This window comes from Dactylosporangium sp. CA-139066, assembly GCF_050936175.1.
Lineage (GTDB): Bacteria > Actinomycetota > Actinomycetes > Mycobacteriales > Micromonosporaceae > Dactylosporangium.
Genome location: NZ_JBNJNH010000001.1, coordinates 2,995,737 through 3,020,900 on the forward strand (window position 1 = coordinate 2,995,737; position 25,164 = coordinate 3,020,900).

28 protein-coding genes are annotated in these 25,164 nt (G+C 71.7%); 16 read left to right on the forward strand and 12 right to left on the reverse strand.

All coding sequences use genetic code 11. The annotated features are described in order from the left end of the window. The first annotated feature begins 99 nt into the window (after window positions 1-99). The 6 genes from ACQEVU_RS13705 to ACQEVU_RS13730 are packed head-to-tail and all read left to right on the forward strand — an operon-like array spanning window position 100 to window position 5,834. The gene (locus ACQEVU_RS13705) at window positions 100-1,440 is read left to right on the forward strand and encodes an ABC transporter substrate-binding protein (RefSeq protein WP_433323298.1); all 1,341 of its coding nucleotides are present in this window, start codon (window positions 100-102) and stop codon (window positions 1,438-1,440) included. Beyond that, the gene (locus tag ACQEVU_RS13710; protein WP_433323300.1) at window positions 1,437-2,321 is read left to right on the forward strand and encodes a carbohydrate ABC transporter permease; all 885 of its coding nucleotides are present in this window, start codon (window positions 1,437-1,439) and stop codon (window positions 2,319-2,321) included. The genes ACQEVU_RS13705 and ACQEVU_RS13710 overlap by 4 nt, the downstream gene beginning before the upstream one ends. Continuing rightward, entirely contained in the window at window positions 2,311-3,168 is an 858-nt protein-coding gene (locus ACQEVU_RS13715) for a carbohydrate ABC transporter permease (protein ID WP_433323303.1), read from the forward strand. The genes ACQEVU_RS13710 and ACQEVU_RS13715 overlap by 11 nt, the downstream gene beginning before the upstream one ends. Then, window positions 3,165-4,277, forward strand: coding sequence for a Gfo/Idh/MocA family protein (locus tag ACQEVU_RS13720; protein WP_433323305.1), 1,113 nt, complete (start codon window positions 3,165-3,167; stop codon window positions 4,275-4,277). The genes ACQEVU_RS13715 and ACQEVU_RS13720 overlap by 4 nt, the downstream gene beginning before the upstream one ends. Before the next feature lie 5 nt (window positions 4,278-4,282). Continuing rightward, window positions 4,283-5,122, forward strand: a complete 840-nt coding sequence (locus tag ACQEVU_RS13725; protein ID WP_433323307.1) for a sugar phosphate isomerase/epimerase family protein — start codon at window positions 4,283-4,285, stop codon at window positions 5,120-5,122. Between the two features lie 40 nt (window positions 5,123-5,162). After that, the gene (locus ACQEVU_RS13730) at window positions 5,163-5,834 is read left to right on the forward strand and encodes an alpha/beta hydrolase (RefSeq protein WP_433323309.1); all 672 of its coding nucleotides are present in this window, start codon (window positions 5,163-5,165) and stop codon (window positions 5,832-5,834) included. A gap of 54 nt (window positions 5,835-5,888) precedes the next feature. On the opposite strand, the gene ACQEVU_RS13735 is transcribed toward ACQEVU_RS13730, so the two are convergent. Beyond that, on the reverse strand, window positions 5,889-6,059 hold the full coding sequence (locus ACQEVU_RS13735) for a hypothetical protein (RefSeq protein ID WP_433323311.1): 171 nt from the start codon (window positions 6,057-6,059) through the stop codon (window positions 5,889-5,891). Window positions 6,060-6,132: 73 nt separating this feature from the next. Here ACQEVU_RS13735 and ACQEVU_RS13740 point away from each other — a divergent pair, with 73 nt between their 5' ends. From ACQEVU_RS13740 to ACQEVU_RS13750, 3 genes are all read left to right on the forward strand, one after another. Further along, on the forward strand, window positions 6,133-6,702 hold the full coding sequence (locus ACQEVU_RS13740; protein ID WP_433323313.1) for an IS607 family transposase: 570 nt from the start codon (window positions 6,133-6,135) through the stop codon (window positions 6,700-6,702). A 6-nt stretch (window positions 6,703-6,708) separates the two neighbouring features. Then, window positions 6,709-8,088, forward strand: coding sequence for an IS607 family element RNA-guided endonuclease TnpB (gene tnpB, locus ACQEVU_RS13745; protein WP_433323315.1), 1,380 nt, complete (start codon window positions 6,709-6,711; stop codon window positions 8,086-8,088). Window positions 8,089-8,185: 97 nt separating this feature from the next. Continuing rightward, the gene (locus ACQEVU_RS13750; RefSeq protein WP_433323317.1) at window positions 8,186-9,580 is read left to right on the forward strand and encodes a cation:dicarboxylate symporter family transporter; all 1,395 of its coding nucleotides are present in this window, start codon (window positions 8,186-8,188) and stop codon (window positions 9,578-9,580) included. On the opposite strand, the gene ACQEVU_RS13755 is transcribed toward ACQEVU_RS13750, so the two are convergent. The 5 genes from ACQEVU_RS13755 to ACQEVU_RS13775 all read right to left on the reverse strand — a co-directional run bounded on the left by ACQEVU_RS13755 (window position 9,577) and on the right by ACQEVU_RS13775 (window position 14,913). After that, the gene (locus ACQEVU_RS13755) at window positions 9,577-11,655 is read right to left on the reverse strand and encodes an alpha-galactosidase (protein ID WP_433323319.1); all 2,079 of its coding nucleotides are present in this window, start codon (window positions 11,653-11,655) and stop codon (window positions 9,577-9,579) included. The genes ACQEVU_RS13750 and ACQEVU_RS13755 overlap by 4 nt on opposite strands. Before the next feature lie 3 nt (window positions 11,656-11,658). Further along, window positions 11,659-12,567, reverse strand: a complete 909-nt coding sequence (locus ACQEVU_RS13760) for an ROK family protein (protein WP_433323321.1) — start codon at window positions 12,565-12,567, stop codon at window positions 11,659-11,661. A gap of 34 nt (window positions 12,568-12,601) precedes the next feature. Then, window positions 12,602-13,840 carry an Ig-like domain-containing protein gene (locus tag ACQEVU_RS13765; RefSeq protein ID WP_433323323.1) on the reverse strand — a complete coding sequence of 413 codons (1,239 nt, stop codon included), beginning with the start codon at window positions 13,838-13,840 and terminating at the stop codon, window positions 12,602-12,604. A gap of 142 nt (window positions 13,841-13,982) precedes the next feature. Beyond that, the gene (locus tag ACQEVU_RS13770; protein WP_433323325.1) at window positions 13,983-14,360 is read right to left on the reverse strand and encodes a DUF427 domain-containing protein; all 378 of its coding nucleotides are present in this window, start codon (window positions 14,358-14,360) and stop codon (window positions 13,983-13,985) included. A gap of 10 nt (window positions 14,361-14,370) precedes the next feature. Next, window positions 14,371-14,913, reverse strand: a complete 543-nt coding sequence (locus ACQEVU_RS13775) for a TetR/AcrR family transcriptional regulator (protein ID WP_433323327.1) — start codon at window positions 14,911-14,913, stop codon at window positions 14,371-14,373. A 102-nt stretch (window positions 14,914-15,015) separates the two neighbouring features. Here ACQEVU_RS13775 and ACQEVU_RS13780 point away from each other — a divergent pair, with 102 nt between their 5' ends. Both ACQEVU_RS13780 and ACQEVU_RS13785 read left to right on the forward strand, forming a co-directional pair. Next, window positions 15,016-16,233, forward strand: coding sequence for an MFS transporter (locus ACQEVU_RS13780; RefSeq protein WP_433323329.1), 1,218 nt, complete (start codon window positions 15,016-15,018; stop codon window positions 16,231-16,233). A gap of 44 nt (window positions 16,234-16,277) precedes the next feature. Further along, window positions 16,278-16,460 carry a hypothetical protein gene (locus ACQEVU_RS13785; protein WP_433323331.1) on the forward strand — a complete coding sequence of 61 codons (183 nt, stop codon included), beginning with the start codon at window positions 16,278-16,280 and terminating at the stop codon, window positions 16,458-16,460. Between the two features lie 8 nt (window positions 16,461-16,468). Here the strand turns inward: ACQEVU_RS13785 and ACQEVU_RS13790 are convergent, their stop codons facing one another. The 6 genes from ACQEVU_RS13790 to ACQEVU_RS13815 all read right to left on the reverse strand — a co-directional run bounded on the left by ACQEVU_RS13790 (window position 16,469) and on the right by ACQEVU_RS13815 (window position 20,521). Then, window positions 16,469-16,903, reverse strand: a complete 435-nt coding sequence (locus tag ACQEVU_RS13790; RefSeq protein ID WP_433323333.1) for a GNAT family N-acetyltransferase — start codon at window positions 16,901-16,903, stop codon at window positions 16,469-16,471. Window positions 16,904-17,133: 230 nt separating this feature from the next. Beyond that, window positions 17,134-17,895, reverse strand: coding sequence for an ABC transporter permease (locus ACQEVU_RS13795; protein ID WP_433323335.1), 762 nt, complete (start codon window positions 17,893-17,895; stop codon window positions 17,134-17,136). Continuing rightward, window positions 17,892-18,668, reverse strand: coding sequence for an ABC transporter permease (locus tag ACQEVU_RS13800; RefSeq protein ID WP_433323337.1), 777 nt, complete (start codon window positions 18,666-18,668; stop codon window positions 17,892-17,894). The genes ACQEVU_RS13795 and ACQEVU_RS13800 overlap by 4 nt, the downstream gene beginning before the upstream one ends. After that, complete coding sequence (locus ACQEVU_RS13805) at window positions 18,665-19,591, reverse strand: ABC transporter ATP-binding protein (protein ID WP_433323339.1); 927 nt, start codon at window positions 19,589-19,591, stop codon at window positions 18,665-18,667. Before ACQEVU_RS13805 ends, ACQEVU_RS13800 begins: the two co-directional genes overlap by 4 nt. Before the next feature lie 64 nt (window positions 19,592-19,655). Further along, window positions 19,656-19,949 (reverse strand): MFS transporter, encoded by a 294-nt coding sequence (locus tag ACQEVU_RS13810; RefSeq protein WP_433323341.1) that lies wholly within the window; start codon window positions 19,947-19,949, stop codon window positions 19,656-19,658. Between the two features lie 206 nt (window positions 19,950-20,155). Further along, window positions 20,156-20,521 (reverse strand): hypothetical protein, encoded by a 366-nt coding sequence (locus tag ACQEVU_RS13815; protein WP_433323343.1) that lies wholly within the window; start codon window positions 20,519-20,521, stop codon window positions 20,156-20,158. A gap of 51 nt (window positions 20,522-20,572) precedes the next feature. On the opposite strand from ACQEVU_RS13815, the gene ACQEVU_RS13820 reads away from it, so the two are divergent. From ACQEVU_RS13820 to ACQEVU_RS13840, 5 genes are all read left to right on the forward strand, one after another. Next, window positions 20,573-21,415, forward strand: a complete 843-nt coding sequence (locus tag ACQEVU_RS13820; protein ID WP_433323345.1) for an alpha/beta hydrolase — start codon at window positions 20,573-20,575, stop codon at window positions 21,413-21,415. A 98-nt stretch (window positions 21,416-21,513) separates the two neighbouring features. Then, a complete protein-coding gene (locus ACQEVU_RS13825; RefSeq protein ID WP_433323347.1) occupies window positions 21,514-22,710 on the forward strand; it encodes an SPFH domain-containing protein in 1,197 nt (398 codons plus the stop codon). A 7-nt stretch (window positions 22,711-22,717) separates the two neighbouring features. Further along, complete coding sequence (locus tag ACQEVU_RS13830; protein ID WP_433323349.1) at window positions 22,718-23,785, forward strand: hypothetical protein; 1,068 nt, start codon at window positions 22,718-22,720, stop codon at window positions 23,783-23,785. Window positions 23,786-23,900: 115 nt separating this feature from the next. Beyond that, the gene (locus tag ACQEVU_RS13835) at window positions 23,901-24,386 is read left to right on the forward strand and encodes an RNA polymerase sigma factor (RefSeq protein ID WP_433323351.1); all 486 of its coding nucleotides are present in this window, start codon (window positions 23,901-23,903) and stop codon (window positions 24,384-24,386) included. Then, window positions 24,379-25,122, forward strand: a complete 744-nt coding sequence (locus ACQEVU_RS13840) for a DUF4232 domain-containing protein (protein ID WP_433323353.1) — start codon at window positions 24,379-24,381, stop codon at window positions 25,120-25,122. Before ACQEVU_RS13835 ends, ACQEVU_RS13840 begins: the two co-directional genes overlap by 8 nt. Window positions 25,123-25,164 lie beyond the last annotated feature (42 nt).

The following is a 25,164-nucleotide window of genomic DNA, read 5'->3' on the forward strand; positions in this document are numbered from 1 at the left end:
ATAGCGTCCGCTCGATCCGCTGGTCAAGCAGCAACGATGCGCCCGCCACACCCCCAAACAGCCGGGCGGCGCATCGCTCACTGAGGAGTGGACACCCCTATGAATCGATTGAAGATCATCGCCGTCGGCGCGGCCGCGGCGCTCGTGCTCGCCGGCTGCGGCGGCGACAAGAAGGACAGCAGCAGCGACGGCGGCGGGCTCAACGGCGCCGGCAAGACGCTCAACGTGCTGATGGGTGCGAACACGATCTACCCGCAGCAGCAGAAGCAGTGGTTCACCGACATCAGCAACGCGTTCAAGGCGCAGACCGGCGCCGAGGTGAAGTTCGAGACGTTCGCGTCGGCCAACGACGAGCTCACCAAGATCCAGACGTCGGTCGTGTCGGGGCAGGGCCCGGACATCTACGCGCTGGGCACCACGTTCACCCCGACCGCGTACGCGACCGGCGCGTTCGTGGAGCTGCAGGACGCGGACTGGCAGAAGGTCGGCGGCAAGGACCAGTTCCTGCCGGCGACGTTCGGCATCTCCGGCCCGGACGCGCAGCACCAGGTCGGCATCCCGTTCGCCAGCCGGCCGTTCGTCATGGCGTACAACACCGAGCTGCTCAAGGCGGCCGGGATCGACAAGCCGGCGGACAGCTGGGACGGGCTGCGCGAGCAGGCGAAGAAGCTGACCACCGGCGGCAACTACGGCATGGCGGTCGCCTACGCCGACGGGTTCGACCCGTGGAAGTTCATCTGGGCGATGAGCGTGCAGGCCGGCAACCCGCTCGTGGCGGGCAAGAAGGCGTCGCTGGACGACCCGGTGACGCTGAAGGCCTACCAGACCTACCTTGGCTGGCTGGCGTCCGACAAGGTCGTCGACCCGGCCGCGGTGGGCTGGAAGAACGCGCAGGCGATCGCGGAGTTCGGCGCCGGCAAGGCGGCGTTCCTGCCGATGGTGTCGGCCTCCTCCAAGGTGACGCTGGACAAGTCGCAGGTGGCGGGCAAGTACGCGTACGCCGTCATGCCGACGATCCCGCCGGGGCAGACCAGCAAGCCCTCGGGCGGCGTCGCGGCGACGAGCATCCTGTCGGGCGACAACCTGGTCGTGGCGAAGTACACCAAGAACAAGGACCTCGCCCTGGCGTTCATCAAGCTCATCACGAGCGCCGAGCAGCAGAAGTCGTACTACAAGACGTTCGGCGACCTGCCGACGAACGCGGCCGCGGCCAAGGAGCTGCAGGCGGACCCGGCGCTGGCGGCGATCGTCGACTCGGCGGGCCGTTCGGCCGGCACCCCGTTCAACGGCGGCTGGAGCAAGGTGCAGCTGGCCCTGGTCAACGTCGTCGTGCAGTCGGTGCCGGACCTCAAGGCCGGCAAGGTCGACGACGGCAAGCTCAAGTCCCTGGTGGCCGCGGCGCAGAAGGACGCCCAGGCCGCCGTCGACGAGGCGAAGTGACAACTCTGGCCCGCCGGACCGTCAGCCGGCGTCAGCGTCCACTGTGGATGCTGACGCCGGGTGGCGTCCTGCTGCTCGTCGTCATCGTCCTGCCGCTGGCCGTCGCGCTGCTGGTCTCGACGCTGGAGCTCAACCAGTACACGCTGCGGCAGTGGACCGACGCGCCGAACGTCGGCCTCGACAACTACGTGAAGGCGTGGCAGGAGACGGCGCTGCCGCACGCGATCTGGGTCACCATCGGCTACTCGGTGATCGTGACGGTCGCCGCGGTGCCGCTGGGGCTGGCCGCCGCCCTGGCCACCCAGCAGCGCTTCGCCGGCCGGGCGCTGGTGCGCTCGGTGTTCCTGGTGCCGTACGTGCTGCCGGCCTTCGTGGTTGCGACGGTGTGGCGCACGATCCTGCAGGTCGACGGGCCCGCCAACCGGCTGCTCGGCGAGCAGTACCTGTGGCTCAACGGGCCGCGCAGCTACTGGGCCCTGGTGCTGGTGCAGCTGTGGACGTCGTGGCCGCTGCTGTACCTGCTGGCGCTGTCCGGGCTGCAGGGCGTCCCCGACGACGTGCACGAGGCCGCGGCGCTGGACGGCGCGGGCTGGTGGTCGAAGCTGCGGCACATCATCCTGCCGCACCTGCGCGGCGCGCTCGGGCTGGGCATGATCATCGAGTTCCTGCACACGCTCAACAGCTTCACCCTGCCGTACGTGCTGTTCGGCATCCCGGCCCCGCACGACGTCGAGGTGCTGCCGGTGCTGACGTATGTGGAGAGTTTCCAGAACTTCAAGTTCGGGCTGAGCGCGGCGATGGCGGTGCTGTCGCTGGTGCTGGTCGCGATCCCGCTGTCGGTGTACCTGCGAGCGGTGAGGCTGAACCGCAATGAAGACTGACGTGCAGCGGCTGCTGCCGCGCTGGCTGCAGGCCGTGGTCGTCGCCGTGCTGCTGGTGTTCGCGCTCACCCCGGTGCTGTACATGCTGTTCGCGTCCGTCAACGACGACCTCGGCGTCGCCGGCGGCGAGTTCTTCCCCAGCGGCTTCAACCCCGGCAACTACCTGCGGATCTGGGACACCGTGGAGCTCGGCGACGGCCTGCTCAACAGCGTCGTCGTCGCCGGCAGCGTCGCGGTGGTCTCGGCGCTGGTGTCGGTGGCCACGGCGTACGTGCTGGTCCGGTTCTCCTTCTTCGGCCGCGGCCTGATCCTGCGGGCCCTGCTGGCGCTGCAGAGCATCCCCGGCACCCTGATGCTGCTGCCGGTGTTCGTGCTGTTCGCCAACCTGGCCCGGGTGCTCGGCATCGACGTCATCGGCACCCGGTGGGCGCTGTTCATCACGTACCTGACGTTCGCGCTGCCGTTCTCGTCGTGGGTGATGGTCACCTACCTGCGGGGCCTGCCGCACGAGCTCGACGAGGCGGCGCGGCTGGACGGGGCGTCGTCGTGGCGGATCCTGCGCTCGATCGTGATCCCGCTCAGCTGGCCCGGCCTCATCGTCTCCGGCATCTTCGCGTTCCTGCTCGGCTGGAACGACGTGCTGTTCGCCTCCGTCATCACCAACGCCGACACCCGCACCGCCGCGGTGGCGCTGCAGGTGTTCGGGGCGACGCAGGAGGGCGGCGCCATCCCGCTCTACGGGCAGCTGATGGCCTCCGCGCTGGTCTGCGCGCTGCCGGTGGTGGTCTTGTACCTCGTATTCCAGCGGTTCCTGGTCGGTGGCCTGACGGCCGGAGGAGTAAAATGAACCAGCTCAACGTGGCGATCGTCGGCAGCGGCATCATCGGCGCCAACCACGCCGAGGCGATCGTCCGGCACCCGCGGCTGCGCGTGGCCGCGCTGGTGGACGCCCGGATCGAAGCCGCCGAGGCGCTCGCCGCGAAGCTCGACCCGCATCCGTCCGTGCATCTCACCCTGGGCGAGGCCCTCGCGGCAGGGCATATCGACGGGGCCCAGATCGACCTGGTCGCCATCTGTACACCGAGTGGCCTGCACGTCGAGGCGGCCGAACAGACGCTGCGGGCCGGCGCGCACCTGCTCGTCGAGAAGCCTCTCGACACCGACCTGGCGAAGGCCCGCGCGTTCGCGAAGGTCGCCGCCGAGGCCGAGTCCCGCGGCCTGGTCTGCGCCGTCGTCTCCCAGCACCGCTTCGACCCGGCGATGGTCGCGGTCCAGGCGGCCGTCCGCGAGGGCCGCCTCGGGCGGATCACCTCCGCCGTGGTGTCGATGCCGTGGTGGCGCGACCAGGCGTACTACGACTCCGCCGACTGGCGCGGCACGTGGGCGTTCGACGGCGGCGGCGCCGTGGCCAACCAGGGCATCCACCTCGTCGACCAGATGCTGGCGCTGCTCGGCCGGCCCGAGGAGGTCTACGCCCGCACCGCCCTGGTCTGCCACGAGGGCATCGAGGTCGAGGACCTCGCCGTGGCCACCATCGGGTTCGCCGGCGGCGCCCTCGCCGTCCTGCACGCCACCACCGGCGCCCGCCCCGGCCTGCCGGTCCGCCTCGGCGTCTACGGCACCGAGGGCTCCGCGGTCCTGCACGACGACCAGCTCGAATACTTCCACTGCGCGGCCACGCCGGAGGTCAAGGCCCCGGATGTCGTACCGCAGGAGGAGCTGTACGGCTCGGCGAAGGCCCCCGACGGGTTCGTGCTGGGGCACCTGCGGCAGTACCAGGACATCGTCGAGGCGATCGACACCGGCCGCCGCCCCGGCGTCCGCGTCGAGGACGGCCTGCTCGCCCTGGCGCTCGTGCGCGCCGTCTACGTCTCCGCGTCGCTGCACCGCCCGGTCGACTTCGGCCAGGTCCTCGACGGCGCATTCGACAACGTCACCGTCTTCACCCAGGAGTGAGCCACGTGCAGTTCTCCGTCTTCACCGCCTCGACCCCCGACTGGACCCCGCAGGAGGCCGCGGCCACCCTCGCCGCGCAGGGCTGGGACGGCATCGAGTGGCGCATCACCGACCAGGACCCGGCCGACCCGCCCGGCTTCTGGGCCGGCAACCGCGCCACCTGGCCGCTGACCGGCCTCGAGGACAGCCTCCCGGAGATCGACCGCGTCACCCGCGGCGCCGGCCTGGCGTACTCCGGCCTCGGCGGCTACGCCCGCAGCTTCGAACGCGACGACGTCGCCCGCCTGCTGTCGGCCACCGCCACCCTCGGCGCCGGCCGCGTCCGCGTCACGATGCCCCTGCTGAAGACCGGCGACTACCGCGACCTGTTCGCCGGCGCCCGCAAGGACCTCGAGTGGGCCACCGCCGAGGCCGCCCGCCTCGGCGTGTCGATCCTCGTCGAGCTGCACCACGAGACGATCACCTCGTCGGCGTCGGCCGCCCTGCGCCTGATCGACGGCCTGGACCCGGCGACGATCGGCGTCATCCACGACCTCGGCAACCTCATCTACGAGGGCCACGAGGACCACCGGGCGGCGTTCCAGCTGCTCGGCCCGTACCTGCAGCACGTCCACATCAAGAACGTCGCCTGGCACCCGTCGTCGACGGCGCCGGACGGCACCGTGACCTGGCGCCCCGACTGGGCCACGCTGCGCGAGGGCCAGGCCGACGTCGCCGCCTACCTGCACGCGCTGCGCGAGCACGGCTACGACGGCTGGGTCACCCTCGAGGACTTCTCGACGAAGCTGCCGCTGGAGGAGCGCACCCGCGACAACCTCGCCTACGTGAAGTCCCACCTGGCCTGAGCGCCGATTCCTTTCGCGTCCCGGCCCGGTCTACACGGGCATGGACGACATCTTCACGCTCGAGGCCCACTACCGCCGCGCCAACGCCCAGTCCCGGCTCGAGCTCACCCTGGAGCAGCGCCGCGACCTCGACGCCCACTGGGGCGACGTCACCGCCGAGCCCGGCGGCGTCGACTACCTGGAACGGGAACTGGGCGGCGTGCCGGTGCTGTGGGCCGCACCGGCCGGAGCCGCCGGCGACCGGGTGCTGCTGTGCCTGCACGGCGGCGGGTACGTCGGCGGCTCCGTTTACACCCACCGCAAGCTCTACGCCCACCTGGCCAAGGCCACCGGCGCCCGCGCCGTCCTGCCCGCCTACTCGCTGACCCCCGAGCGGCAGTACCCGACCCAGCTCGACGAGATCACCGACGTCTACCGGGCCCTGCTCGCCGACGGCGTCCGCCCCGGGCACATCGCCGTGGTGGGCGACTCGGCCGGCGGCGGCCTCGCGGTGTCGCTGATGCTGCGCGCCCGCGCCGAGTCCGTGCCCCAGGCCGCCGCCCTGGTGCCGATCTCCCCGTGGACGGACATGACCCAGAGCGGCGCCTCCGTCGTCACCAACCGCCCCACGGACGTGCTGTTCGGCGGCGAGCACCCGATGCCCACCGGGGACCTGGTCGCCATGCTCCTGCCGGAGACAGTCGCCATCGACGGCTGGAGGCATGTCCGGTGAGCAACCGGCGGATCGTCGCCTTCGGCTTCCCGGAGCTGGCGTTGTGCTACCGGGTCACGGTGATGGCGATGAGGGCCACGCCATAGCCGGCGATACCGAGGCGGCGTTGAGCGTCGCCCGGTCGGCCTGCGCGTAGGCGCCGAGCAGGCTGCCCGACACGACCACCGTGATGATGGTGAGTTGCAGCGCGAGCAGCCGGCGGGCGAGGCTCCAGTGCCGCGGCATCAGCAAGCGGGGTTGGCAGCTGTTGGCACAGTGTGATAGTCAACAGCGCTCAGGAGCAGGCTGTAATTGCAGTGTGAAGTTGAAGGAGTGGGCGGCGACAACCGGTATCTCGTATGCGACCGCGCGGCGGCGGTACGAGTCGGGGACGCTGCCTGTTCCGACGTATCGGCTTGGGCGGCTCATCGTGGTCGGTGAACCGTTGACGCCTGCGCGGTCTGATGCTGGGCTGGTCGTGGTGTACGCGCGCGTCTCGTCGGTTGACCAGAAGGCGGACCTGGACCGGCAGGTCGCCCGGGTCACTGTGTGGGCCACTGGACAGCGTCTGGCCGTGGACCGGGTGGTAACCGAGGTGGGATCGGCGTTGGACGGCCACCGGAAGAAGTTCCTCGCGCTGCTGCGCGACCCGGCGGCGACGACGATCGTAGTCGAGCACCGCGACCGGTTCGTCCGCTTCGGGGCCGAGTATGTCGAGGCTGCGTTAACTGCGCAGAGCCGCAGGCTGCTGGTGGTCGATCCGGCCGAGGTCGACGACGACTTTGTGCGTGACGTGACGGAGATCCTGACGTCGCCGTGCGTCCGCCTGTACGGCCGTCGGGCCGCTGTGAACCGTGTCCGCCGTGCAGTTGCCCGCCACCGGGGATAGCACGGTGTGAAGACGATTCAGGCGTACCGGTTCGCCCTCGACCTCACCCCGGCGCAGCAGCGAGCGCTACTCGCCCACGCCGGGGCGGCCCGCGTCGCACATAACTGGGCGCTGGCGTGGGTCAAGGCGGTTATGGACCAGCGGGCGGCTGAGCGCACCTACGGCGTGCCGGACGAACACCTCACCCCGGCAGTCTCGTGGTCGCTGCCCGCGCTACGGAAGGTGTGGAACGCCGCTAAGTCGCAGGTTGCCCCGTGGTGGCGCGAGTGTTCCAAGGAGGCGTTCAACACCGGCCTGGACGCGCTTGCCCGCGCGTTGAAGAATTGGGGCGACTCCCGCTCGGGTATGCGGGCTGGCCGTCCGGTCGGGTTCCCCCGGTTCAAGTCCCGCCGCCGGTCGACGCCATCCGTTCGGTTCACCACCGGCGCGATCCGGGTGGAGCCGGACCGTAAGCATGTGGTGCTGCCCCGGCTGGGCCGGTTGAAGCTGCATGAGTCGGCACGGAAACTTGCACGGCGAGTGGAAGCGGGCACGGCGCGGATAATGTCGGCGACGGTGCGCCGTGATGGCTGCCGGTGGCACGTCGCGTTCACCGTCGAGATCGAACGAGGCGAGCGCCGTGCGGCCCGGCCGGACTCGACGGTGGGGGTCGACATCGGGATCACACGCCTCGCTGTGCTGTCCACCGGCGAACTCGTACCGAACCCGCGTCACTTGGCCGCTGCGCGGGGCAGGCTGCGTGCGCTGGGCCGGGCGCTGTCGCGTAAGACCGGCCCGGACCGGCATATCGGCCGCCGCCCGTCGAAACGGTGGGAACGCGCAGCTGCCCGGCTCGGCCGCGCCCACGCCGGCGTGGGTAATCTGCGTCGTGACGGCCTGCACAAACTCACGACCCGACTGGCCCGCGAACACGGCACGGTTGTCGTGGAAGATCTCAACGTCGCCGGCATGCTCGGCAACCGTCGGCTGGCACGGCATATCGCCGATGCCGGATTCGCCGAAATCCGCCGCCAACTGGCGTACAAGACCAGTTGGAACGGTGGTCGGCTGGTCGTCGCCGACCGCTGGTATCCGTCATCGAAAACCTGCTCGGGCTGCGGCGCGGTGAAAACCAAGCTAGCCCTGTCCGAGCGCACCTACGCTTGTGCGGCATGTGGCCTGGTCATCGACCGCGACCGCAACGCCGCGCTCAACCTCGCCGCCATCGCGGCCGAGTTCGAAACCGCCGGGAGTGGTCCGGTGGCAGCACGTGGAGCTGACTGTAAGACCCGCGTACGCGGGCAGGTGGCCGTGAAGCGTGAACCCGGCACCGCCCCCGCGGGTCAGCCCGGGACCGTCCCACCGCAAGGCGGGACTACCGATCGTGCGCCCGCAAAAGCGCACTGAGAGGTAACGGGATGCTGACACGTCGATGACAGGGTCGTCACGTGTACGCAATGAACGCAATCGTGACCGGGGTCACATCGACTCCCATGCTCGGTCCATGTCAACCGCCGCCACCGCGCCCGCACCGCGGCGCGATCGCACCGCCTACCTGTACCTCGCCGTCGTGCTGGCGGTCGTCGCCGGCGCGGCCTTCGGCCTGATCGCTCCCAAGGCCGCCCTGGAGGCCAAGCCGCTCGGCACCGGCTTCGTCAACCTGATCAAGATGATGATCAGCCCGATCATCTTCTGCACGCTCGTGCTCGGCGTCGGCTCGGTGCGCAAGGCCGCCCGCGTCGGCAAGGTCGGCGGCCTCGCCCTCGGCTACTTCCTGGTCATGTCCACCGTGGCGCTGGTGATCGGCCTGGTCATCGGCAACCTCCTGCACCCCGGCGCCGGCCTGCACCTCACCGACGCCGCCAAGGCCGCCGGCGCCAAGCAGGCCGCGAGCGCGCCCGCCTCCACCGTCGACTTCCTCCTCGGCATCATCCCGACCAGCCTGTTCTCGTCGCTGACGGCCGGCGCCGTGCTGCAGACGCTGCTGGTCGCGCTGCTCGTCGGGTTTGCCCTGCACGCCATCGGCCCCTCCGGCCAGGCGATCCTGCGGGGCGTGGAACACCTGCAGCGCCTCGTGTTCCGCATCCTCGCGATGATCATGTGGCTGGCCCCGATCGGCGCGTTCGGCGCCATCGCCGCGGTCGTCGGCGCCGGCGGCTGGAAGGCCCTGGAGAGCCTGCTGCAGATCATGGTCGGCTTCTACCTCACCTGCGCCGTGTTCGTGTTCGTGGTGCTCGGTGCGGTGCTGCGCACCGTGGCCGGGGTCAACATCTTCCTGCTGCTGCGGTACCTCGCCAGGGAGTTCCTGCTGATCCTGGGCACCTCGTCGTCGGAGTCGGCGTTGCCGCGCCTGGTCGCGAAGATGGAGCACCTCGGCGTGTCCCGCACCGTCGTGGGCCTGACGGTCCCGGCCGGGTACTCCTTCAACCTCGACGGCACCGCGATCTACCTGACGATGGCGTCGCTGTTCATCGCCGACGCCCTGGGCAGCCCCCTGAGCCTGGCCCAGCAGATCTCGCTGCTGCTCTTCATGATCGTCGCCTCGAAGGGCGCCGCCGGGGTCACCGGCGCCGGCCTGTCCACGCTCGCCGGCGGCCTGCAGGCGCACCGCCCCGAACTCGTCGACGGCGTCGGCCTGATCGTCGGCATCGACCGGTTCATGTCCGAGGCCCGCGCCCTGACGAACTTCGCCGGCAACGCGGTCGCCACGGTCGTGGTCGGCCGGTGGACCGGCGAGTTCGACGGCGAGCGGTGCGCCGAGGTCCTGTCGGGCCGCGCCCCGTTCGACGAACAGACGATGCTCGACCACGGCCACGCCGCCCCCGCCGACCGTTCGCCGTCCGAGCCCCCGGCCGACGACCGGCTGGTGCCCGCCGCCGCACCCCCGACCCAGCGCTAGACCCGGCGCAGGTGGGTGACCGCGCTGTCGTGGTTGCGGAACAGGCCCGCGTCCAGGCCGTGCGTGGCCAGGAACGCCTGCGGGTAGCGGGCGCCGGTGTCGGCGTCCTCCCACGTGCCCGGCGGCAGGAACGGCAGCCGGGCCGGCGGGGCCGGCTCGCCGTAGTGGTGGCCGGACAGGAACTGGAACACCGCGGCCTCGTCGCCGGCCGCCGACAGGTAGGCCAGCGCCGGGGCCGCGGACGAGCCCGGCGAGCGCAGCCGGTACAGGGCGCCGTGCTGGACGATCGGGCGGATGCGCTTGTACTGCCCGATCAGCGCGGCCGCCTCGGCCTGGTCGGACAGCGACCAGGCCGGCAGGTCGCCGCCGATGCCGAGCACGCCGGCCATCGCCACGTGGAAGCGGAAGCGCAGCGGCAGGCGGTTGCCCGTCAGGAAGTTCGGGGCGTCGGTGACCCAGGCCGTCATGGCGCGGGCTGGGTACAGCTGGCCGAAACCCTCCTGGATGAGCAGCCGGTCGGCGGCGTCGGTGTTGTCGCTGGGCCACACCTGGTCCGTGCGGGCCAGGATGCCGAGGTCGACGCGGCCGCCGCCCGAGGCGCACGACTCGAAGCGGACCGTGGGATGGGCGCGGCGCAGGCGGTCGAGGATCGCGTACAGGTTGCGGGCATGGGCCGTGGACCACAGCAGGTCGCCGCGCGGGCCCGGGTCGGTGACCGGGCGGTTCATGTCCCACTTCACGAACGCGATGTCGTGGGCGGTCAGCAGCGCGTCGAGCCAGCCGTGGACCCAGTCGGCGACCTCCGGGCGGCCCAGGTTCAGGGCCAGCTGATGGCGCAGCTCGTGGCGGGGATAGCCGGGGGAGTGGTACACCCAGTCGGGGTGGGCGCGGTACAGGTCGCTGTCCGGGTTGACCGCCTCCGGCTCGACCCAGATGCCGAAGCGCATGCCGAGCTCGCCGACGCGCGCGATGAGCGGGCCGAGGCCGTTGGGGAAGCGGGCCGGGTTGGGCGTCCAGTCGCCCAGGCCGGCGTTGTCGGCGACGCGGGCGCCGAACCAGCCGTCGTCCATCACGAACAGCTCGCAGCCCAGCGCCGCGGCGCGCTCGGCCAGGGCCATCTGGTTGGCCTCGTCGAGCAGGAAACCGGTGGCCTCCCACGAGTTGTACAGCACCGGGCGCAGCTCGTCGCCGTGCGGCAGAACCCGGGTGCGGACGTGCTCGTGCCAGGCGCGGCTGGCGGCGCCGAAACCGCCCGCGCTGTACAGGCCGTACGAGACCGGGGTGACGTACGACGTGCCGGGTGACAGGGACGCTACTGGCTCCTCGTGGGCGGCGCCGGCGTTGACCGCGACCCGGCCCACCGGTAGGCGCTGCACGTCGATGTGCCACGTGCCGGACCAGGCCAGGGCGGCGGTCCACACCTCGCCCGCCGTTTCCGTTGCGGTGCCGTCGTCCAGGGCGATCCACGGGTTGTGCATCGGGCTGGTCGTGGTGCGGCGGCTGCCGAGGCGGACCGTGCCGGCGGGCAGCTCGGCCCGCTCGAGACGGCTGTCGGCGCCCCACCGGCCGTGCAGCGAGCTGAGCCGGTAGCGCTCCAGCGGCGGCGGGCACCACACGGCGCTGTCGGCGCGCAGCACCTCGACGGGGACGTCGGTGTCCAACGAGACCCAGCGCTCGATCGGGTCGTGGCCGGCGGTGACCCGGTAGTGCAGGGTGAGGCGCAGGGGGCGCGTCTGTTCGGTGTACCGCAGCCGCAAATGCCCCTCGGAAACCTCAGCGGCGTCGAGGACCCAGCGCACGGTCCTCGTCCCGTCGGGGAAGCGCAGCGCCAGGGCGGGCTCGGCGAAGCGCAGGCCGGCGTCGGAGGGGTACTCCTCGCGGCCGTCGACCGGGCTCTCCCAGCTGCCGCGGGCCACGTCCAGCGGCACCGCGGCCAGGGCGAGCGCGGACTCGTCGTCGACCGGGCCGCCCCAGTGCCGGCACAGCGGCCCGTCCTCGCCGGCGGTGAGCACGTAGGCGCTGTGCGGGGTGCGCAGGACCCAGACGCCGGGGGCCGGCTCGCTGACGAGGGTCATCCTTTAGTCCGCGACGAGGCGGACGCGATCGCCGGCGTAGGCGGCGCCGAGCAGGGCCGAGCGCTCCGTGTCGCTGACCGGCCGGGCCGGGACGGGCAGGCCGAGGGCGGGCTCGATGAGGTCCCAGGCGCCGGTCATCGAGCCGCCGACGACGACCATCTCGGCGCCGAAGCGGTCCAGCCACTCGGTGAGCAGGCGGCCGAGGATGCCGAACGCGGCGGCGACGACCTCGCGGGCCGGCTCGTCGCCGGCCCGGGCCAGGTCGGCCAGGCCGCGCATGCCGTCGACGGTGGTGCCGGTGCGGGCCAGGTAGCCGCGCACGAGCGCGCGGTCGGAGACCAGGTCCTCGATGTTGACGCCGTCGACGTCGCAGAAGTGGATCTCGCCGTCGGGCGGGACGTCGGGGCCGGTGGAGACGACCGCGCCGTCGGCCAGCCAGGACGAGCCGATGCCGGTGCCCAGGGTGATGGCGACGCTGCGGCTGGTGCCGGTGGCGGCGCCGGCGACCCACTCGCCGAGCAGGAACGCGTCGGCGTCGTTGACGAACGTGAACGCCGACGGGTCGGCGGGAATGGCGGCGGCGAGGGCCGCGCGCAGGTCGACGCCGCGCAGCTGATCGAACTTGCCGACGCCCTCGTGCAGCGACACTCCGGCGGTGTAGTCGAACGGGCCGGGCATGGCCACCGCCCAGCGGTCGCCCGGGTTGGGCAGCAGCCGCTTCGCCGCGTCGGCGAGCACCCCGACGATGGTGTGCGCGTCCCGCGACGGGTCCAGCGGATGCCGCTGCCGGTCGAGGATCTGGTGGCTTGCAACCTCGACGCTACCGGCGGTCACGTGACTGCCACCGATCTCGAGAACCCGCACGGGGTTGGATGGGGAAACGGTGGCCTGCACGCGGTAACGGTATCGCACCGGATCCCGCGGTCATCCGATCACCCGCGGCGGGTCACCACTGGTTCCAGGCGACGTTCCAGTCGCCGATGCCGTCGGTCAGCGGCAGCTGCTTGGGCGTGTTGCGGACCTCGACGATGTCACCGGTGTCGAACGTGTCGTAGAACCACTGGGCGTTGGCCGGGGCCACGTTGATGCAGCCATGGGAGGTATTGGCCTTGCCCTGCGAGGGGATGTTCCAGTCGGCCAGGTGCACGTACTCGCCGGCGAGTGAGATCCGGCAGGCCAGCTTGACCTTCTCCTCGTAGTAGTTCGGGTTGTTCTTGTCGGTGATGCCGTAGCTGGCCGAGCCCATCGTGACGACCGGCTCCTTGGTCATGAGCACGTGCACGCCGGAGCGGGTGAAGAAGTCGATCTCCTCGCCCTTGGAGCCCGTCGTGGTACCACCCTTGCCCATGCTGACCGGGATCTTCTTCACCATCTGCCCGTCGATCCAGCACTCCATCTGGTGGGTGTTGGCGTCGGCGATGGCGATGCGGGACGGGCCGATGGAGAAGTTGGCGGTGGAGTTGCCGCCGCCGTAGACGCCGCCGCCGAGGTCGACGCCGAGGAGGTTGACGCTGACCTTGACGGTCGTGCCCTTCACCCAGTACTTCTCCGGCCGCCAGTGCGCGCTCTGGTTGGTCACCCAGTGCCACTTGCCCTCGACCTGCGGCGAGGTGGTGACCTCCATCGCCTGCTCGGCCGCGTCCTGGTTCTTCACGGCCTTGTTGAAGAACACGATGACGGGCTGGCCGACGCCGTACGTCGCGCCGTTCTTCAGCGCCAGCATCGGGTTGGCCTGGAACGTGATCGACGCGACCGAGGCCGGCTTCAGGGTGGTGAAGCTGCTGCTCTGGCTCACGTCCTTGCCGCCGGCGTCCTGCCCGGCGACGGTGACGGTGTACGTCAGCCCGTATGACAGGGAACCGGTCGACGTCCACGTGTGCTTGGCGTCGTCGAGCTTGCCGTCGAGGTTCTTGCCGTTGGCGGAGACGGTGACGGTACTGAGGGTGCCGTTCTCGATCGCGACGGTGACCGGGCTGCCCGGCTTGACGTCCTTGGTGTCGGCGGCCGGGGTGATGGTGACCTTCGCCGGAGCTGCCGCGCCGCCCCCGTCACCGCCGCCGGGCCCGGCCGACGCCCCGCCGCCGCTCCAGGTGCCCTTGGCCTTGTTGCCGTTGTCACACGCGGCGAGCGCGGTCGCCGCGGCGACTCCGGCGCCCGCGGCCAGCATTCTGCGACGACTCAACATGTCTGTGCCCTCCCCGTTCGCGAACGGTACCCACCCCGGGCCGATGTGCAAAACCCCCGGCCGGTATTGCGGCGTATGTCCGAAGAGGGTGGGCCCGCCTGACATCACTGAGACGTACAGACGGGCCCGGGGCGTTTACACGTCAGGAGCCGGAGACGACCGTCACCTCGAGGCGGTCGGTGTAGAACGCGACGCGCTTGGCGATCGGGGAGACGGCCGCGTAGGGCTCCTCGTAGCTCCACACCGCGTTGTCCAGCGTGGCCTCCGGCGTGACGACGGAGTAGTAGGAGGCGTCGCCCTTGTACGGGCAGTACGTGCTGTGCTCGGTGCGGCGCAGCAGGCTCTGGTCGACGTCGTCGAGCGGGACGTAGTACACCACCGGGTAGGTCGACTCCTGCAGCGCGAGCGCGTCAGTGGTGTCGGCGACGACGCGTTCGCCGGCGCGCACCACGACCCGCACGTCCGCGGGCGCGACGGTGATCGGGTGGTCGGGGCCTGGGGTCAGCTGTGGGCGAGACATGATCCCCACGCTATTTCGGCAGCAGGCGGTCGACCAGGCGGACCGGCAGATCCGCGCCGAGCGTCCACGGCAGGAAGATGACCCGGTAGATGATCGGCCCGATGAGCCCGTCGATGATGTCGTCGGCGCTCAGCGGCGAGTCCGGCCCGCACCGCGCGACGATGTCCAGGGCCTCGGCGCGGCGGTTGCGCAGGCAGTCGGTCTCCTGCTCGCCGGCGGTCGCCGACCCGCCGCGCAGGATCGCCGCGTTGAGCGGCTTGCGGTAGTGCTCGACGATCTCGGTCGCCCAGGTGATGAGGTCGGCGCGCAGGTCGCCGGTCTGCGGCAGCGGCCGCTGCGGGTCGAGCCGGTACGTGGCGATGTCGTTGAGCAGCGTCGAGGCGTCGCCCCAGCGGCGGTAGACGCTCGTCGGGTTCACCCCGGCCCGCTCGGCGACCATCGGAATCGTCACCTTCTCCGCCCCGCGCTCGCGCACGAGGTCCTCCACGGCGTGACGGATCGCCGACAGCACGGCGGCGCTGCGCCCGCCGGTGCGCCGCACAGGCTCGGGCATGGTGTGACGCTCCTAACTAAAGCAAAATTCGTGGCTTTAACTGGCCCGCGATGCGGTTAGCTTCAGCGTAACGCAAAGCCCATTGCTTTAGGAGCCGCCGCGATGTCCACCGCAACCCTCGAGCGCCCGCTCGCCGCCCGCCGGACACTGCCCGCGGGCGTCGCGTTCACCGGCGCCGCGCTCGCGTTCGCGTCGCTGTACCTCGCCGCCGGCGCCCCGACCCCGCTGCTCGTCCTGTTCGAGCACGAGTGGGGCTTCGCGCCGTGGGTGCTCACCGTCGCCTTCGCCGCCTACGCGTTCGGCCTGCTCGCCGCGCTGGTCGTGGCCGGCTCGCTGTCCGACCACGTCGGGCGCCGCCCGGTGCTCATCGGCGCCCTGGCCGTCGAGCTCGCCGCGATGCTCATGTTCGTCTACGCCCCCGGCATCGGCTGGGTCATCGCCGCCCGCGTCGTGCAGGGCCTGGCCACCGGCGCGGCCAGCAGCGCCTTCACCGCCGCCCTCGTCGAGCTTGCCCCGCCGGCCCACAAGCGCCTCGGCGGCATCCTCGGCGCCGTCGCCCCCGCCGGCGGCCTCGGCCTCGGCGCCCTGCTCACCGGCGCCGCGGTGCAGTTCACCCACCACGCCAACCTCATCGTGTTCACCAGTCTCGCCGTCGTCATGGCCCTCGGTACCGCCACCGCCGCCCTCTCGCAGGAGACGGTGACCCCCGCCCCCGGCGCCCTGGCGTCGCTGCGCCCGCGGGTGTCCGTGCCGCGCCCCGCCCGCGCCGACTTCCTGGCCGCCGCCCCCGCACACCTGGCGTCGTGGATGTTCGCGGCCCTGTTCATGGGCCTGTCCCCGAGCATCCTGCGCGACGTGTTCCACCACAGCAGCGGCCTGCTCAACGGCGCCACCGCGTTCCTGCCGCCGGCGATGGCCGCGACCGCCGCCTACGCGCTCAGCCGCTACCCCGCGCGCCCGGTCGTGCGGTACGGCACCGTCGGCGTCCTGCTCGGCGCGGCCGTCACCCTGCTCGGCATCGCCACCGCGACGCTGCCGCTGCTGTGGCTCGGCGGCCTCATCGGCGGCGCCGGCTTCGGCTCCACGTTCTCCGGCGCCCTGCGCGCCGTCGGCCCCCTCGCCCAGCCCCACCAGCGGGCCGCGCTGTTCGCCGCGGTGTTCCTGGTCGCGTACCTCTCCTTCGGCGGCGCCGCCGTCATCGCCGGCTTCCTGGTCGCACCGCTGGGCCTGCTGACGACGGCCATGTGGTACGGCGCCGCGGTGATGGTCGCCGCGCTCGCCGCCCTGGCCGCCCAGCTGCGCCTTTCCCCTCAGCTGTAGCCCCCGCCGGCCGATGGCAGGAGAAACTTCGAGGGAGGCACCGCATGCGCATCGGCGACCCGGCCACGTTCAGCGTCCCCGCCGCCGGTACCCGGCCCGACCCGGCGGCCCGGAAGGCCCAGGTGAACGCCCAGGCCGACACCCTGAGCCAGCTCCTGGCCAGCAAGCACGGCGGCAAGGTCGCCGCCAACGTCACCGACGGCCAGGGCGTCGACCTGTATATGTAGGGCCCGCTCTACAACGGGATCACGTACTGGATGAAGCCGCGGTTCTCGGCCACCTGGTCATAGAGGCGACGGGCGGTCGCGTTGTCGTCGCGCGTGTGCCAGTACACCCGGTCGAGGTTTCGCTGTTTCGCCCACTCGGCGACGGCCTCGATGAGTGCGCGGCCGACCCCGCGGCCGCGCACGTCGCCGGCGGTGAACAGATCCTGCAGGTAGCACACGTCGCCGGAGCTGGTGCTGGCGTGCACGAGGAAATGCGCGATCCCGACGAGCCGCCCGTCGAGCCGCGCCCCGAGCGCGTGCACCCGCTCGCCGGCGAGGAAGTCCCGCCACGCGGCGTCGAACCGCTCCGCCGGCCAGGTGCGCCCGTAGAACGCGTGGTAGCCGGCGAACAGCTCCTCCCACGCCGAACGGTCCGCGGCCTCGAGCCCAGCTACAACGATCACCGCACCATCGTGCCAAAGCGTCTCGTACGATCGCGGCTTGCTGGGGGTGCATTTCGCCATCACGGGGGAGCAGGAGCGGGCGCTGCTCGCGGCGGGCACGACGACGCCGTCGGGGAGCGCGCCGCCGCGGCCGGGCGGGCGGTGCTGTTCACCGCGACCTAGTCGTCGGGTTGCCGGTGTTCTCGAGGTTCGCGCGCACCACCAGCCGGGCGCTGCCGGTCATCCGGCTGTCAGGACAGTAGGGTGCGGCGCAGGCGGGGCAGCGCGACCGCCAGGGCCAACGCCCCCAGTGCCAGCAGGTACACCAGCGACGGCAGCAGCGCGGGCCCGACGTGGCCGAGGGCGGGCTCGCGCAGCAGCTGGATCGCGTGGTACAGCGGCAGGCACTCCACGAAGACCTGCACCGGCCGCGGGTAGACGCCGACCGGGAAGAACGTCGTGGCGAACAGGAACATCGGCAGCATCACCAGCTGGATCAGCTGGAAGTCGTGGAAGCCGCGCAGGAACGTGGCCACGGCCAGGCCCACGGCGGCGAACGCGAAACCGATGACCGCGGCGCCGGGGACCGCCAGCAGGACCCAGGGCGAGCGGGCGTACCCCAGCAGCGCCACGATCACGAGGAACCCGCAGCTGGCGATGGTGCCGCGCAGCAGCGCCCAGGCCGTCTCGCCGAACGCGATGTCGCGCACGCCGAGCGGGGTCGTGACCATCGTGTCGTAGGTGCGCTCCAGGCGCAGCTTGATGTACAGGCCGAACGAGGTCTCGTTCATGGCGCCGTTCATCGCCGCCGTGGCCAGCAGCGCGGGCGCGACGAACTGGGCGTAGGTGACGCCCGGGTCGTCGAGGCCGGGCACCGAGCCGACGAGGGCGCCGACGCCGACGCCGATCGACAGCAGGTACAGCAGCGGCTCCAGCACCTCGGCGGCGAGCATCGCCCAGGTGTACCGGTAGATCATGAGATTGCGCTCGACGAGCAGCAGGGCGCGGGTCATGCGAACAACCGCCGGCGGTAGGTGCGGCGGGCCATCAGGAGGCCCAGGACGGTGAGCGCGGCGAGGTACGCCGTGTGGCCGAGCAGCGCGGCCGGCGCGGCGGTGCCGAGGAACAGGCCGCGGCACAGCTCGGTGCCGTGCCACAGCGGGGTGCCGTAGATGACGTACCGCAGCGCGACCGGCACCTGGTCGACCGGGAAGAACACGCCGGAGAACATGTACATCGGCATGATCACGAACCGGAACACGTGCATCATCGGCGCCGGCGTCTCCAGCGTCGCCGACCACGCGGTCAGCGGCGCCGCGAACGCCAGCCCGGTCAGCAGCGCCGCCGGGACGAGCCACAGCAGCCCGGCGGTGCGCAGCGACGGGAAGCACAGCAGCGCCGCGGTGAAGCACGCGGCCGACACCGCGAGCCGGAACGCCATGAACAGCACGTGCCCGGCCAGCACGTCCTCGGGGCCGAGCGGGCCGGCGGTCGCGCTGCGGTAGCTGCCGCCGGGCCGGATCGCGGTGAACACCGCCCGGGTCGACTCGGTGACCGCGTTCTGCATGCTGGCCGCGGCGAGCATCCCGGGCGCGAAGAACGCCAGGAATCCCACCCCGTGCAGCGTGGCCGGGCCGGCGTGGCGGTCGACGAGCGGGCCGAGGCCGGCGCCCATGGCGAACAGGAACAGCAGCGGGTTGAGGACGTTGATGACGATCGTGCCGCGCCAGGTGCGGCGGTACCGCAGCATCCAGTAGCGGAACTCGCGCAGGGCCAGCGCGCTCATTCGACCAGGGACCTTCCGGTCAGGCGCAGGAAGACGTCCTCGAGGGTGGCCCGGCGCACCAGGGCGGTGATCGGCTCCGCCCCGTCGGCGTTGACCTTCGCGAGGGCCGCCTCGCCGTCCTCGGTGTACAGCAGCACCCGGTCCGGAAGCTCCTCGACCCGCTCCACGAGCGCGCCGGGCCGCGGCGGGGCGGCGCCGGGCGGCAGGCGCAGCTCGAGGACCTCGCGGGTCACGTACCGCTCGATGAGCTCCCGCGGCGAGCCCTCCGCGGCGATGGCGCCCTTGTCCATGACCACGAGCCGGTCGCACAGCTGCTCGGCCTCGTCCATGTAGTGCGTGGTGAGGATGAGCGTCACGCCGTCCTGCTTGAGCCGGAACAGCCGGTCCCACAGCACGTGCCGCGCCTGCGGGTCCAGCCCCGTCGTCGGCTCGTCGAGGAGCAGGATCTCGGGGTCGTTCACGAGCGACCGGGCGATCGTGAGCCGCCGCCGCATCCCGCCGGACAGCGCGGACACCTTGGCGCCCGCCTTGTCCGCCAACTGCGCAAAATCCAGCAGCTGTACCGCTTTGTCGCGGGCCTGGCGCCGGGAGAGCCCGAAGTAGCGCCCGTAGATGAGCAGGTTCTCCTGCACCGAGAGCTCGTTGTCGAGGGCGTCGTCCTGCGGTACGACCCCGATGCGCGCCCTGATCTTCGAACCGTCGCGGACGGGGTCCATCCCGAGCACCTCGAGCCGCCCGCCGGACGGCGGCGAGACGCACGCGATCATCCGCATCGTCGTGGACTTCCCGGCCCCGTTCGGCCCGAGAAACCCGAACGCCTCACCGCGGCTGATACGCAGGTCGATCCCGTCGACGGCCCGCACCGCCCCGGCCCGGTGCACCTTCGCAAGGTTGTCGGCCTCGATGAGTACCTCGGCAGTCATCCCCGTCGCCTCCCCGTCGGCGGTTTACTGAAGGCCGAAAAACTAGCACGATCGCTTGCAACTTTCAGACCTTTTTTGGGAAGGGTTGGCGCACCGGGAGTGCGGTGGCGATGGCCAGGAGGTATCCGGCGGCCCCCGCCAGCAGCGCCGCCCGGACGTCGACGGCCGCGAGGAGGGCGCCGAGGACGGCGATACCGAGCGCGCTGCCGACCTGGCGGGCGGCGTTGAACAGGCCGGTCGCGAGCCCGGCCCGCCCCTGTGGCGCCGCCTCCACGACGGCGGAGGTGGCCGCGACCATGCTCATGGAGATGCCGAGGCCGGCGATGAACACAGCGGGGACGAGCACCGCGTACGGCACGCTCCCCATGACCACGCGTGAGCAGGGCGATGGCTCCGGCGACTTGTCCGGCGAGGTCGAGCGGCACTGCGTCGCCGTCATCGGCCGGCGCGGCTGCTCGGCTGGGCTGGGTGCTGGCTTTTGCGACAAGTCGGGCGCTGACGCGCCACGACTTGTCGGATTTTTCGCCCGTCCGGGTATAAATCCGACATTGGCTGAATCTCGTACTACGGGCTCACCGCGCGCGGCGGGGTCGGGTTGCGTTGCGGCGTCACGGCGAGCGGGCGGGTCGGCATGTGGCGCAACGTCACGGCGTGCGGTGGCATCGCGGTGCATGGCGGCATCGGTGTCCGCGCGCGTCGGAGCGTCTCGGTGCGTGGGAGCCTCAGGGCCGCCGCCGCGCCCTGTGCCGCGCGGGCGAACGGCAGCGGCGGCATCGCGGGCGACAGGGCGCACATCACCGACGCGGCGCCGAAGAGGACAAGGCCGGCGACGAAGACGCGGCGGGAGCCGAGGCGGTCGCCCAAGCCAGCCGCCGGTGAGCAGCAGGCCGGCGGGGCGTGCAGGTCGGTGCCGAGCTCCGGCAGAGCCACGTTCAGTAGGGCATGCATGTCCGGCTACCCGGCGGGCGGTATATGTACTCGATGACGATCTTCGCGGATGAGGCCGTCGAGCGGTTCGTGCTGGACTCGCGCGAAAGCGCGGCGACGCCGAGCGTCGAGGAGCTGCGGCGTGGCTCGCGCGAACGGGCGCACCTGCGGCCCGAGGGGCCCGCCATGCCCGCGCGGGACGAGGTGGTCGGGGGCGTCCCGGTCCGCGTCTTCGAGCAGGACACCACGACCCGCATCGTGTACCTCCACGGCGGCGGCTTCGTGCTGGGCGACCTCGACACCCACGATGCCCTGTGCCGGCGCCTCGCCGCGGCGACGCGCACCACCGTCGTGTCGGTGGCGTACCGGCTGGCGCCCGAGCACCCGTATCCGGCGGCGGTCGACGACGCCCTCGCCGTGCTCGAGTGGGCCGGCGGGCTCGGGCCGGTCGCGGTCGGCGGGGACTCGGCGGGCGCTTTCGTGGCCGTGCTCGCCGCCCGGCGTACACCAATTGCGCTGAAAGCACAGCTGCTGCTCTGTCCGGTCGTCGACATCACGTTCGACCAGCCGAGCGCGGAGAAATACGGCATCGGGTACACGCTCGACATTCCGACACTGCGGCAGTGGGTCGGGTGGTGGGCCGATGCAGCGGTACCGAACCCGCTGCTCTTCGATCTTGAGGGAATGCCCCCGGCGCTGGTGGTGGCGGCCGAGCTCGATCCGCTGCGCGACGGGGCCGAGCGCTACGCGCGGCGGCTCGAGGCGGCCGGGGTACCGGTCGCATTCCGGGTCGAACCCGGTCTTGTCCACAACTTTTCGACCATCACGCATCTGTCCCGGGCCGCCGCGGACGCCGATGCCCGGTTCCTGACTGACGCGGCGGCGATCTTAGGCTGAAATTCACAGCAGCGTCTTCCCGACAGGACTTGTGTTCCTCACAGAAACTGTTGCTAGGGTCTGCGACGCTCGACGATCTGGAACGCAAGGGGGACGACGTGGGACTGTGGGACAAGGTCAAGGGCGAGTTCATCGACATCATCGAGTGGCTCGACGACAGTCGGGACACGATCGTCTGGCGGTTCCCGCGCTACCAGAACGAGATCAAGATGGGCGCCAAGCTCGTCGTGCGGGAGTCGCAGGTCGCGGTCTTCGTCAACGAGGGCCAGGTCGCCGACGTGTTCGTTCCCGGCACCTACACGCTGCAGACGCAGAACATGCCGATCCTGTCCACCCTGAAGGGCTGGAAGTACGGGTTCGACTCGCCGTGGAAGGCCGAGGTCTACTACGTCAACACCCGGCAGTTCACCGACTTCAAGTGGGGCACGCAGAACCCCATCATGATGCGGGACGCCGAGTTCGGCATGGTGCGCATCCGGGCGTTCGGCGCGTACTCCCTGCGCGTCGTGCACCCCGAGAACCTGCTCAAGCAGCTCGTCGGCACCGACCCGCAGTTCCGCACCGAGGAGGTGTCGGAGTTCCTGCGCCAGCTCATCGTCGGCCACCTCGGCCCGGCCCTCGCCGCCGCGCAGGTGCCGGTGCTCGACCTCGTCAGCCAGCAGCTCACCATCGGCACCCGGCTCGCCGGGGTGCTGACGCAGGAGCTGGCCGAGTACGGCATCCAGATCCCCAAGTTCATCATCGAGAACATCTCGCTGCCGCCCGAGGTCGAGGAGGCCCTGGACAAGCGCACCTCGATGGGGGTGCTGGGCAACCTGGACCAGTACACGAAGTTCCAGGCGGCCAACGCCATGGAGGCGGCGGCCAACAACCAGGGCGGCGCCGGTGAGGGCTTCGGCCTGGGCCTGGGCATGGCCGCGGCGCAGCAGGTCGCCAACACGCTGAACCGCCCCCAGCAGCAGCCGTACCCGCAGCAGCAGCCCTACGCACCGCAGGGCGCGCCGCAGCAGTATGCGCCGGCGCCGGCCGGCCCGCAGTACGCGCCGCCGCCGGCCGCCCCGCCGGCCGCGCCGCCGCCGCTGCCGCAGCAGGACCAGTGGTTCGCCGCGATCGGTGGCGCTCAGGCCGGACCGTTCGACGCCGCCGGGCTCGGCGGGCAGGTCCAGGCGGGGCAGATCACCCGAGAGACGCTCGTGTGGAAGAACGGCATGGCCAACTGGATGCCGGCCGGTCAGGTGCCCGAGCTCGGCGCCATCTTCGGCGCAGTCCCCCCGCCGCTCCCCCCGATGGGCTGATCAGGAAATGTCGCAAACCCAGTACCCCTGCGCCGCCTGCGGCGCCAACGTCGAGTTCGCGCCCGGCACGAGCGTGCTCAAGTGCCCGTACTGCGGCCACGAGACCGTTCTGGAGACCTCCGGCGCCCGCGTCCGCGAGCACGACTACCTCACCTTCACCAGCCTGCCCCGCAAGCCGGTCGCGATGCTCGCCAAGCACGTGTTCGTGTGCCGCAACTGCGGCGCGCAGACCGAGAGCGACGCGATCTCCGACCGGTGCCGGTTCTGCAACGCCCCGGTCGTGGCCCAGCTCAACCCGCAGGACCTGGTCGTGCCCGAGGCGGTGCTGCCGTTCGCGCTCGACAAGCGGGCGCTGCGCGAGTCGCTGGGCAAGTGGGCGAAGTCGCGCTGGTTCGCGCCGTCGGGCCTGAAGAAGGTGTCCGAGGCCGAGACGGCCAAGAGCATGTACCTGCCGCACTGGACGTACGACTCCAACACGGTCACCGACTACGAGGGCCAGCGCGGCGAGCACTACTGGGTCACCGAGACCTACACCGAGAACGGCGAGACGAAGACGCGTGAGGTGCAGAAGACGCGCTGGTACCACGCCAGCGGCACCGTCGCGCGCACGTTCGACGACGTCCTGGTGACCGGCACGACCAAGGTGTCGCAGAAGCACCTCGAGACGCTCGACCCGTGGCCGCTGCCGGACGCGCAGCCGTACCGGCCGGAGTACCTGGCCGGGCACGAGACCCTGCGCTACGACGTCGAGCCGGAGTCGGGCCTGGAGAACGCCAAGCAGAAGATGCTACCGGTGATCGAGCGGGACTGCCGCGACGACATCGGCGGCGACGAGCAGCGCGTCGACCGCATGCACACGCAGTACAACGACGTGACGTTCAAGCTCATGCTGCTGCCGGTCTGGATCGCCTGCTACCTGTACGCCGGCAAGACCTACAACATCCAGGTCAACGGCATCACCGGCGAGGTCGCCGGCGAGCGCCCGTACAGCGCCATGAAGATTGCGCTGGCGATCCTGGGCGCCGTCGCCGTCATCGCGCTGATCATCACCTTGTACGTGCTCAGCAAGCACTGACCTGCGTTCGTGAAGAGCCCTCCGGCCTCGGCCGGGGGGCTTTTTCGTGCCCCGAGGGAACCGGCCGGCCGCCTCCGGCGTGACCACAGCAGAGGAAGGCAGGTGACGGTCGGCGATGGCCGATGACTTCGACGAGTTCTACGCCGGCACCTACCGGCGGGTGCTGGGCCAGCTGTACGCGATGGTCGGCCGCCGCGGCGAGGCCGAGGACGCCGTCCAGGAGGCGTACACGCGCGCCTGGCAGCGGTGGGCCCGGTTGCGCGGCTACGCCGACCCGGAGGCGTGGGTGCGCACGGTCGCGTACCGGGTGGCGGTCAGCAGCTGGCGGCGGGCGGTCAACCGGCTCACCGCGCAGCGTAGGCACGGCCCGCCGGACGACGTGCCCGGGCTCGGCCCGGACCTGGTGGCGCTGACCGTGGCGCTGCGCCGGCTGACGCCGGAGCATCGCCGGGCGCTGGTGCTGCACTACGTGGCGGGGCTGAGCGTGGACGACATCGCCCGGGAGACCGGTACCCGCCCGGGCACCGTGAAGTCGCGGCTGTCACGCGGCCGCGACGCGCTGCGGGCCGAGCTGGGGGAGGAGGCGGTACAGGATGCTTGAGCACGATCTGGAGCGGCTCGCCGACGCGGCCGGCCGGGCCGGTTCCCCGCCGCCGCCGGCGACGATCCGCCGGCGGGCCCGCCGGCGCAGCACGGTGCGCCTGTCGGCGGCCGGCGGTCTGGTGGCGGCGGCGATCGCCGTGGCGTTCGTGGCGCTGCCGGGCGGCGGCCCGGCCCCGCAGCCGCCGATCAGCTCGTCGGCCCCCGCGACGACCGCCCCGGCCGGCACCGGCCCGGCGCCCTCCGCCGCGGCGACCTCGGCCCCGGCGACGCAGCAGGAGCCCACGAGCCGGCCCCCGTCGTCGCCGACGTCGGCGACCGCCGCCGCCGTGCCGTGCCGCGCGGCGAGCGGCCTGAAGGTCACCGCCGGCCCGCAGAACGCCGGCTCCGGCCACCGGAGCGTGACGCTGGTGTTCACCAACCGGGGCGCGCGCCCGTGCCGGATGACCGGCTACCCCGGCGTCGCCGCGCTCGACGCCGGCGGCGGGCAGGTGGCGCAGGCGAAGCGGACGCTGCACGGGTACCTCGGTGGGGCCCAGTCGGTGCAGACCGTCACGATCCCCGCCGGCGGCACGGCCGAGGCGGTCGTGGAGGCCATGGCGTTCAACCCGGCCGACGGCAGCGCGTGCGCCGCGTATGCGGGCCTGCTGGTGACGCCGCCGGACGACACGGCCTCGACCCAGCTGCCGTGGGGCAACGACGGCTGCGCCGAGCTGGAGATCCATCCGGTCACGTGATCGCGCCCCGCCGCCCGGGTCAGGCCGTCGACGACGGCCGGG

What these genes read in the sequence shown, in the direction of transcription:
- ACQEVU_RS13715 (WP_433323303.1), top strand. Translation starts at nt 2,311, where the DNA reads ATGAAGACTGACGTGCAGCGGCTGCTGCCGCGCTGGCTGCAGGCCGTG.
- ACQEVU_RS13765 (WP_433323323.1), bottom strand. Translation starts at nt 13,840, where the DNA reads ATGTTGAGTCGTCGCAGAATGCTGGCCGCGGGCGCCGGAGTCGCCGCG.
- ACQEVU_RS13720 (WP_433323305.1), top strand. Translation starts at nt 3,165, where the DNA reads ATGAACCAGCTCAACGTGGCGATCGTCGGCAGCGGCATCATCGGCGCC.
- ACQEVU_RS13785 (WP_433323331.1), top strand. Translation starts at nt 16,278, where the DNA reads ATGCGCATCGGCGACCCGGCCACGTTCAGCGTCCCCGCCGCCGGTACC.
- ACQEVU_RS13820 (WP_433323345.1), top strand. Translation starts at nt 20,573, where the DNA reads ATGACGATCTTCGCGGATGAGGCCGTCGAGCGGTTCGTGCTGGACTCG.
- ACQEVU_RS13835 (WP_433323351.1), top strand. Translation starts at nt 23,901, where the DNA reads ATGGCCGATGACTTCGACGAGTTCTACGCCGGCACCTACCGGCGGGTG.
- ACQEVU_RS13770 (WP_433323325.1), bottom strand. Translation starts at nt 14,360, where the DNA reads ATGTCTCGCCCACAGCTGACCCCAGGCCCCGACCACCCGATCACCGTC.
- ACQEVU_RS13750 (WP_433323317.1), top strand. Translation starts at nt 8,186, where the DNA reads ATGTCAACCGCCGCCACCGCGCCCGCACCGCGGCGCGATCGCACCGCC.
- ACQEVU_RS13800 (WP_433323337.1), bottom strand. Translation starts at nt 18,668, where the DNA reads ATGAGCGCGCTGGCCCTGCGCGAGTTCCGCTACTGGATGCTGCGGTAC.
- ACQEVU_RS13805 (WP_433323339.1), bottom strand. Translation starts at nt 19,591, where the DNA reads ATGACTGCCGAGGTACTCATCGAGGCCGACAACCTTGCGAAGGTGCAC.
- ACQEVU_RS13735 (WP_433323311.1), bottom strand. Translation starts at nt 6,059, where the DNA reads ATGCCGCGGCACTGGAGCCTCGCCCGCCGGCTGCTCGCGCTGCAACTC.
- ACQEVU_RS13775 (WP_433323327.1), bottom strand. Translation starts at nt 14,913, where the DNA reads ATGCCCGAGCCTGTGCGGCGCACCGGCGGGCGCAGCGCCGCCGTGCTG.
- ACQEVU_RS13705 (WP_433323298.1), top strand. Translation starts at nt 100, where the DNA reads ATGAATCGATTGAAGATCATCGCCGTCGGCGCGGCCGCGGCGCTCGTG.
- ACQEVU_RS13730 (WP_433323309.1), top strand. Translation starts at nt 5,163, where the DNA reads ATGGACGACATCTTCACGCTCGAGGCCCACTACCGCCGCGCCAACGCC.
- ACQEVU_RS13780 (WP_433323329.1), top strand. Translation starts at nt 15,016, where the DNA reads ATGTCCACCGCAACCCTCGAGCGCCCGCTCGCCGCCCGCCGGACACTG.
- ACQEVU_RS13755 (WP_433323319.1), bottom strand. Translation starts at nt 11,655, where the DNA reads ATGACCCTCGTCAGCGAGCCGGCCCCCGGCGTCTGGGTCCTGCGCACC.
- ACQEVU_RS13830 (WP_433323349.1), top strand. Translation starts at nt 22,718, where the DNA reads ATGTCGCAAACCCAGTACCCCTGCGCCGCCTGCGGCGCCAACGTCGAG.
- ACQEVU_RS13840 (WP_433323353.1), top strand. Translation starts at nt 24,379, where the DNA reads ATGCTTGAGCACGATCTGGAGCGGCTCGCCGACGCGGCCGGCCGGGCC.
- ACQEVU_RS13795 (WP_433323335.1), bottom strand. Translation starts at nt 17,895, where the DNA reads ATGACCCGCGCCCTGCTGCTCGTCGAGCGCAATCTCATGATCTACCGG.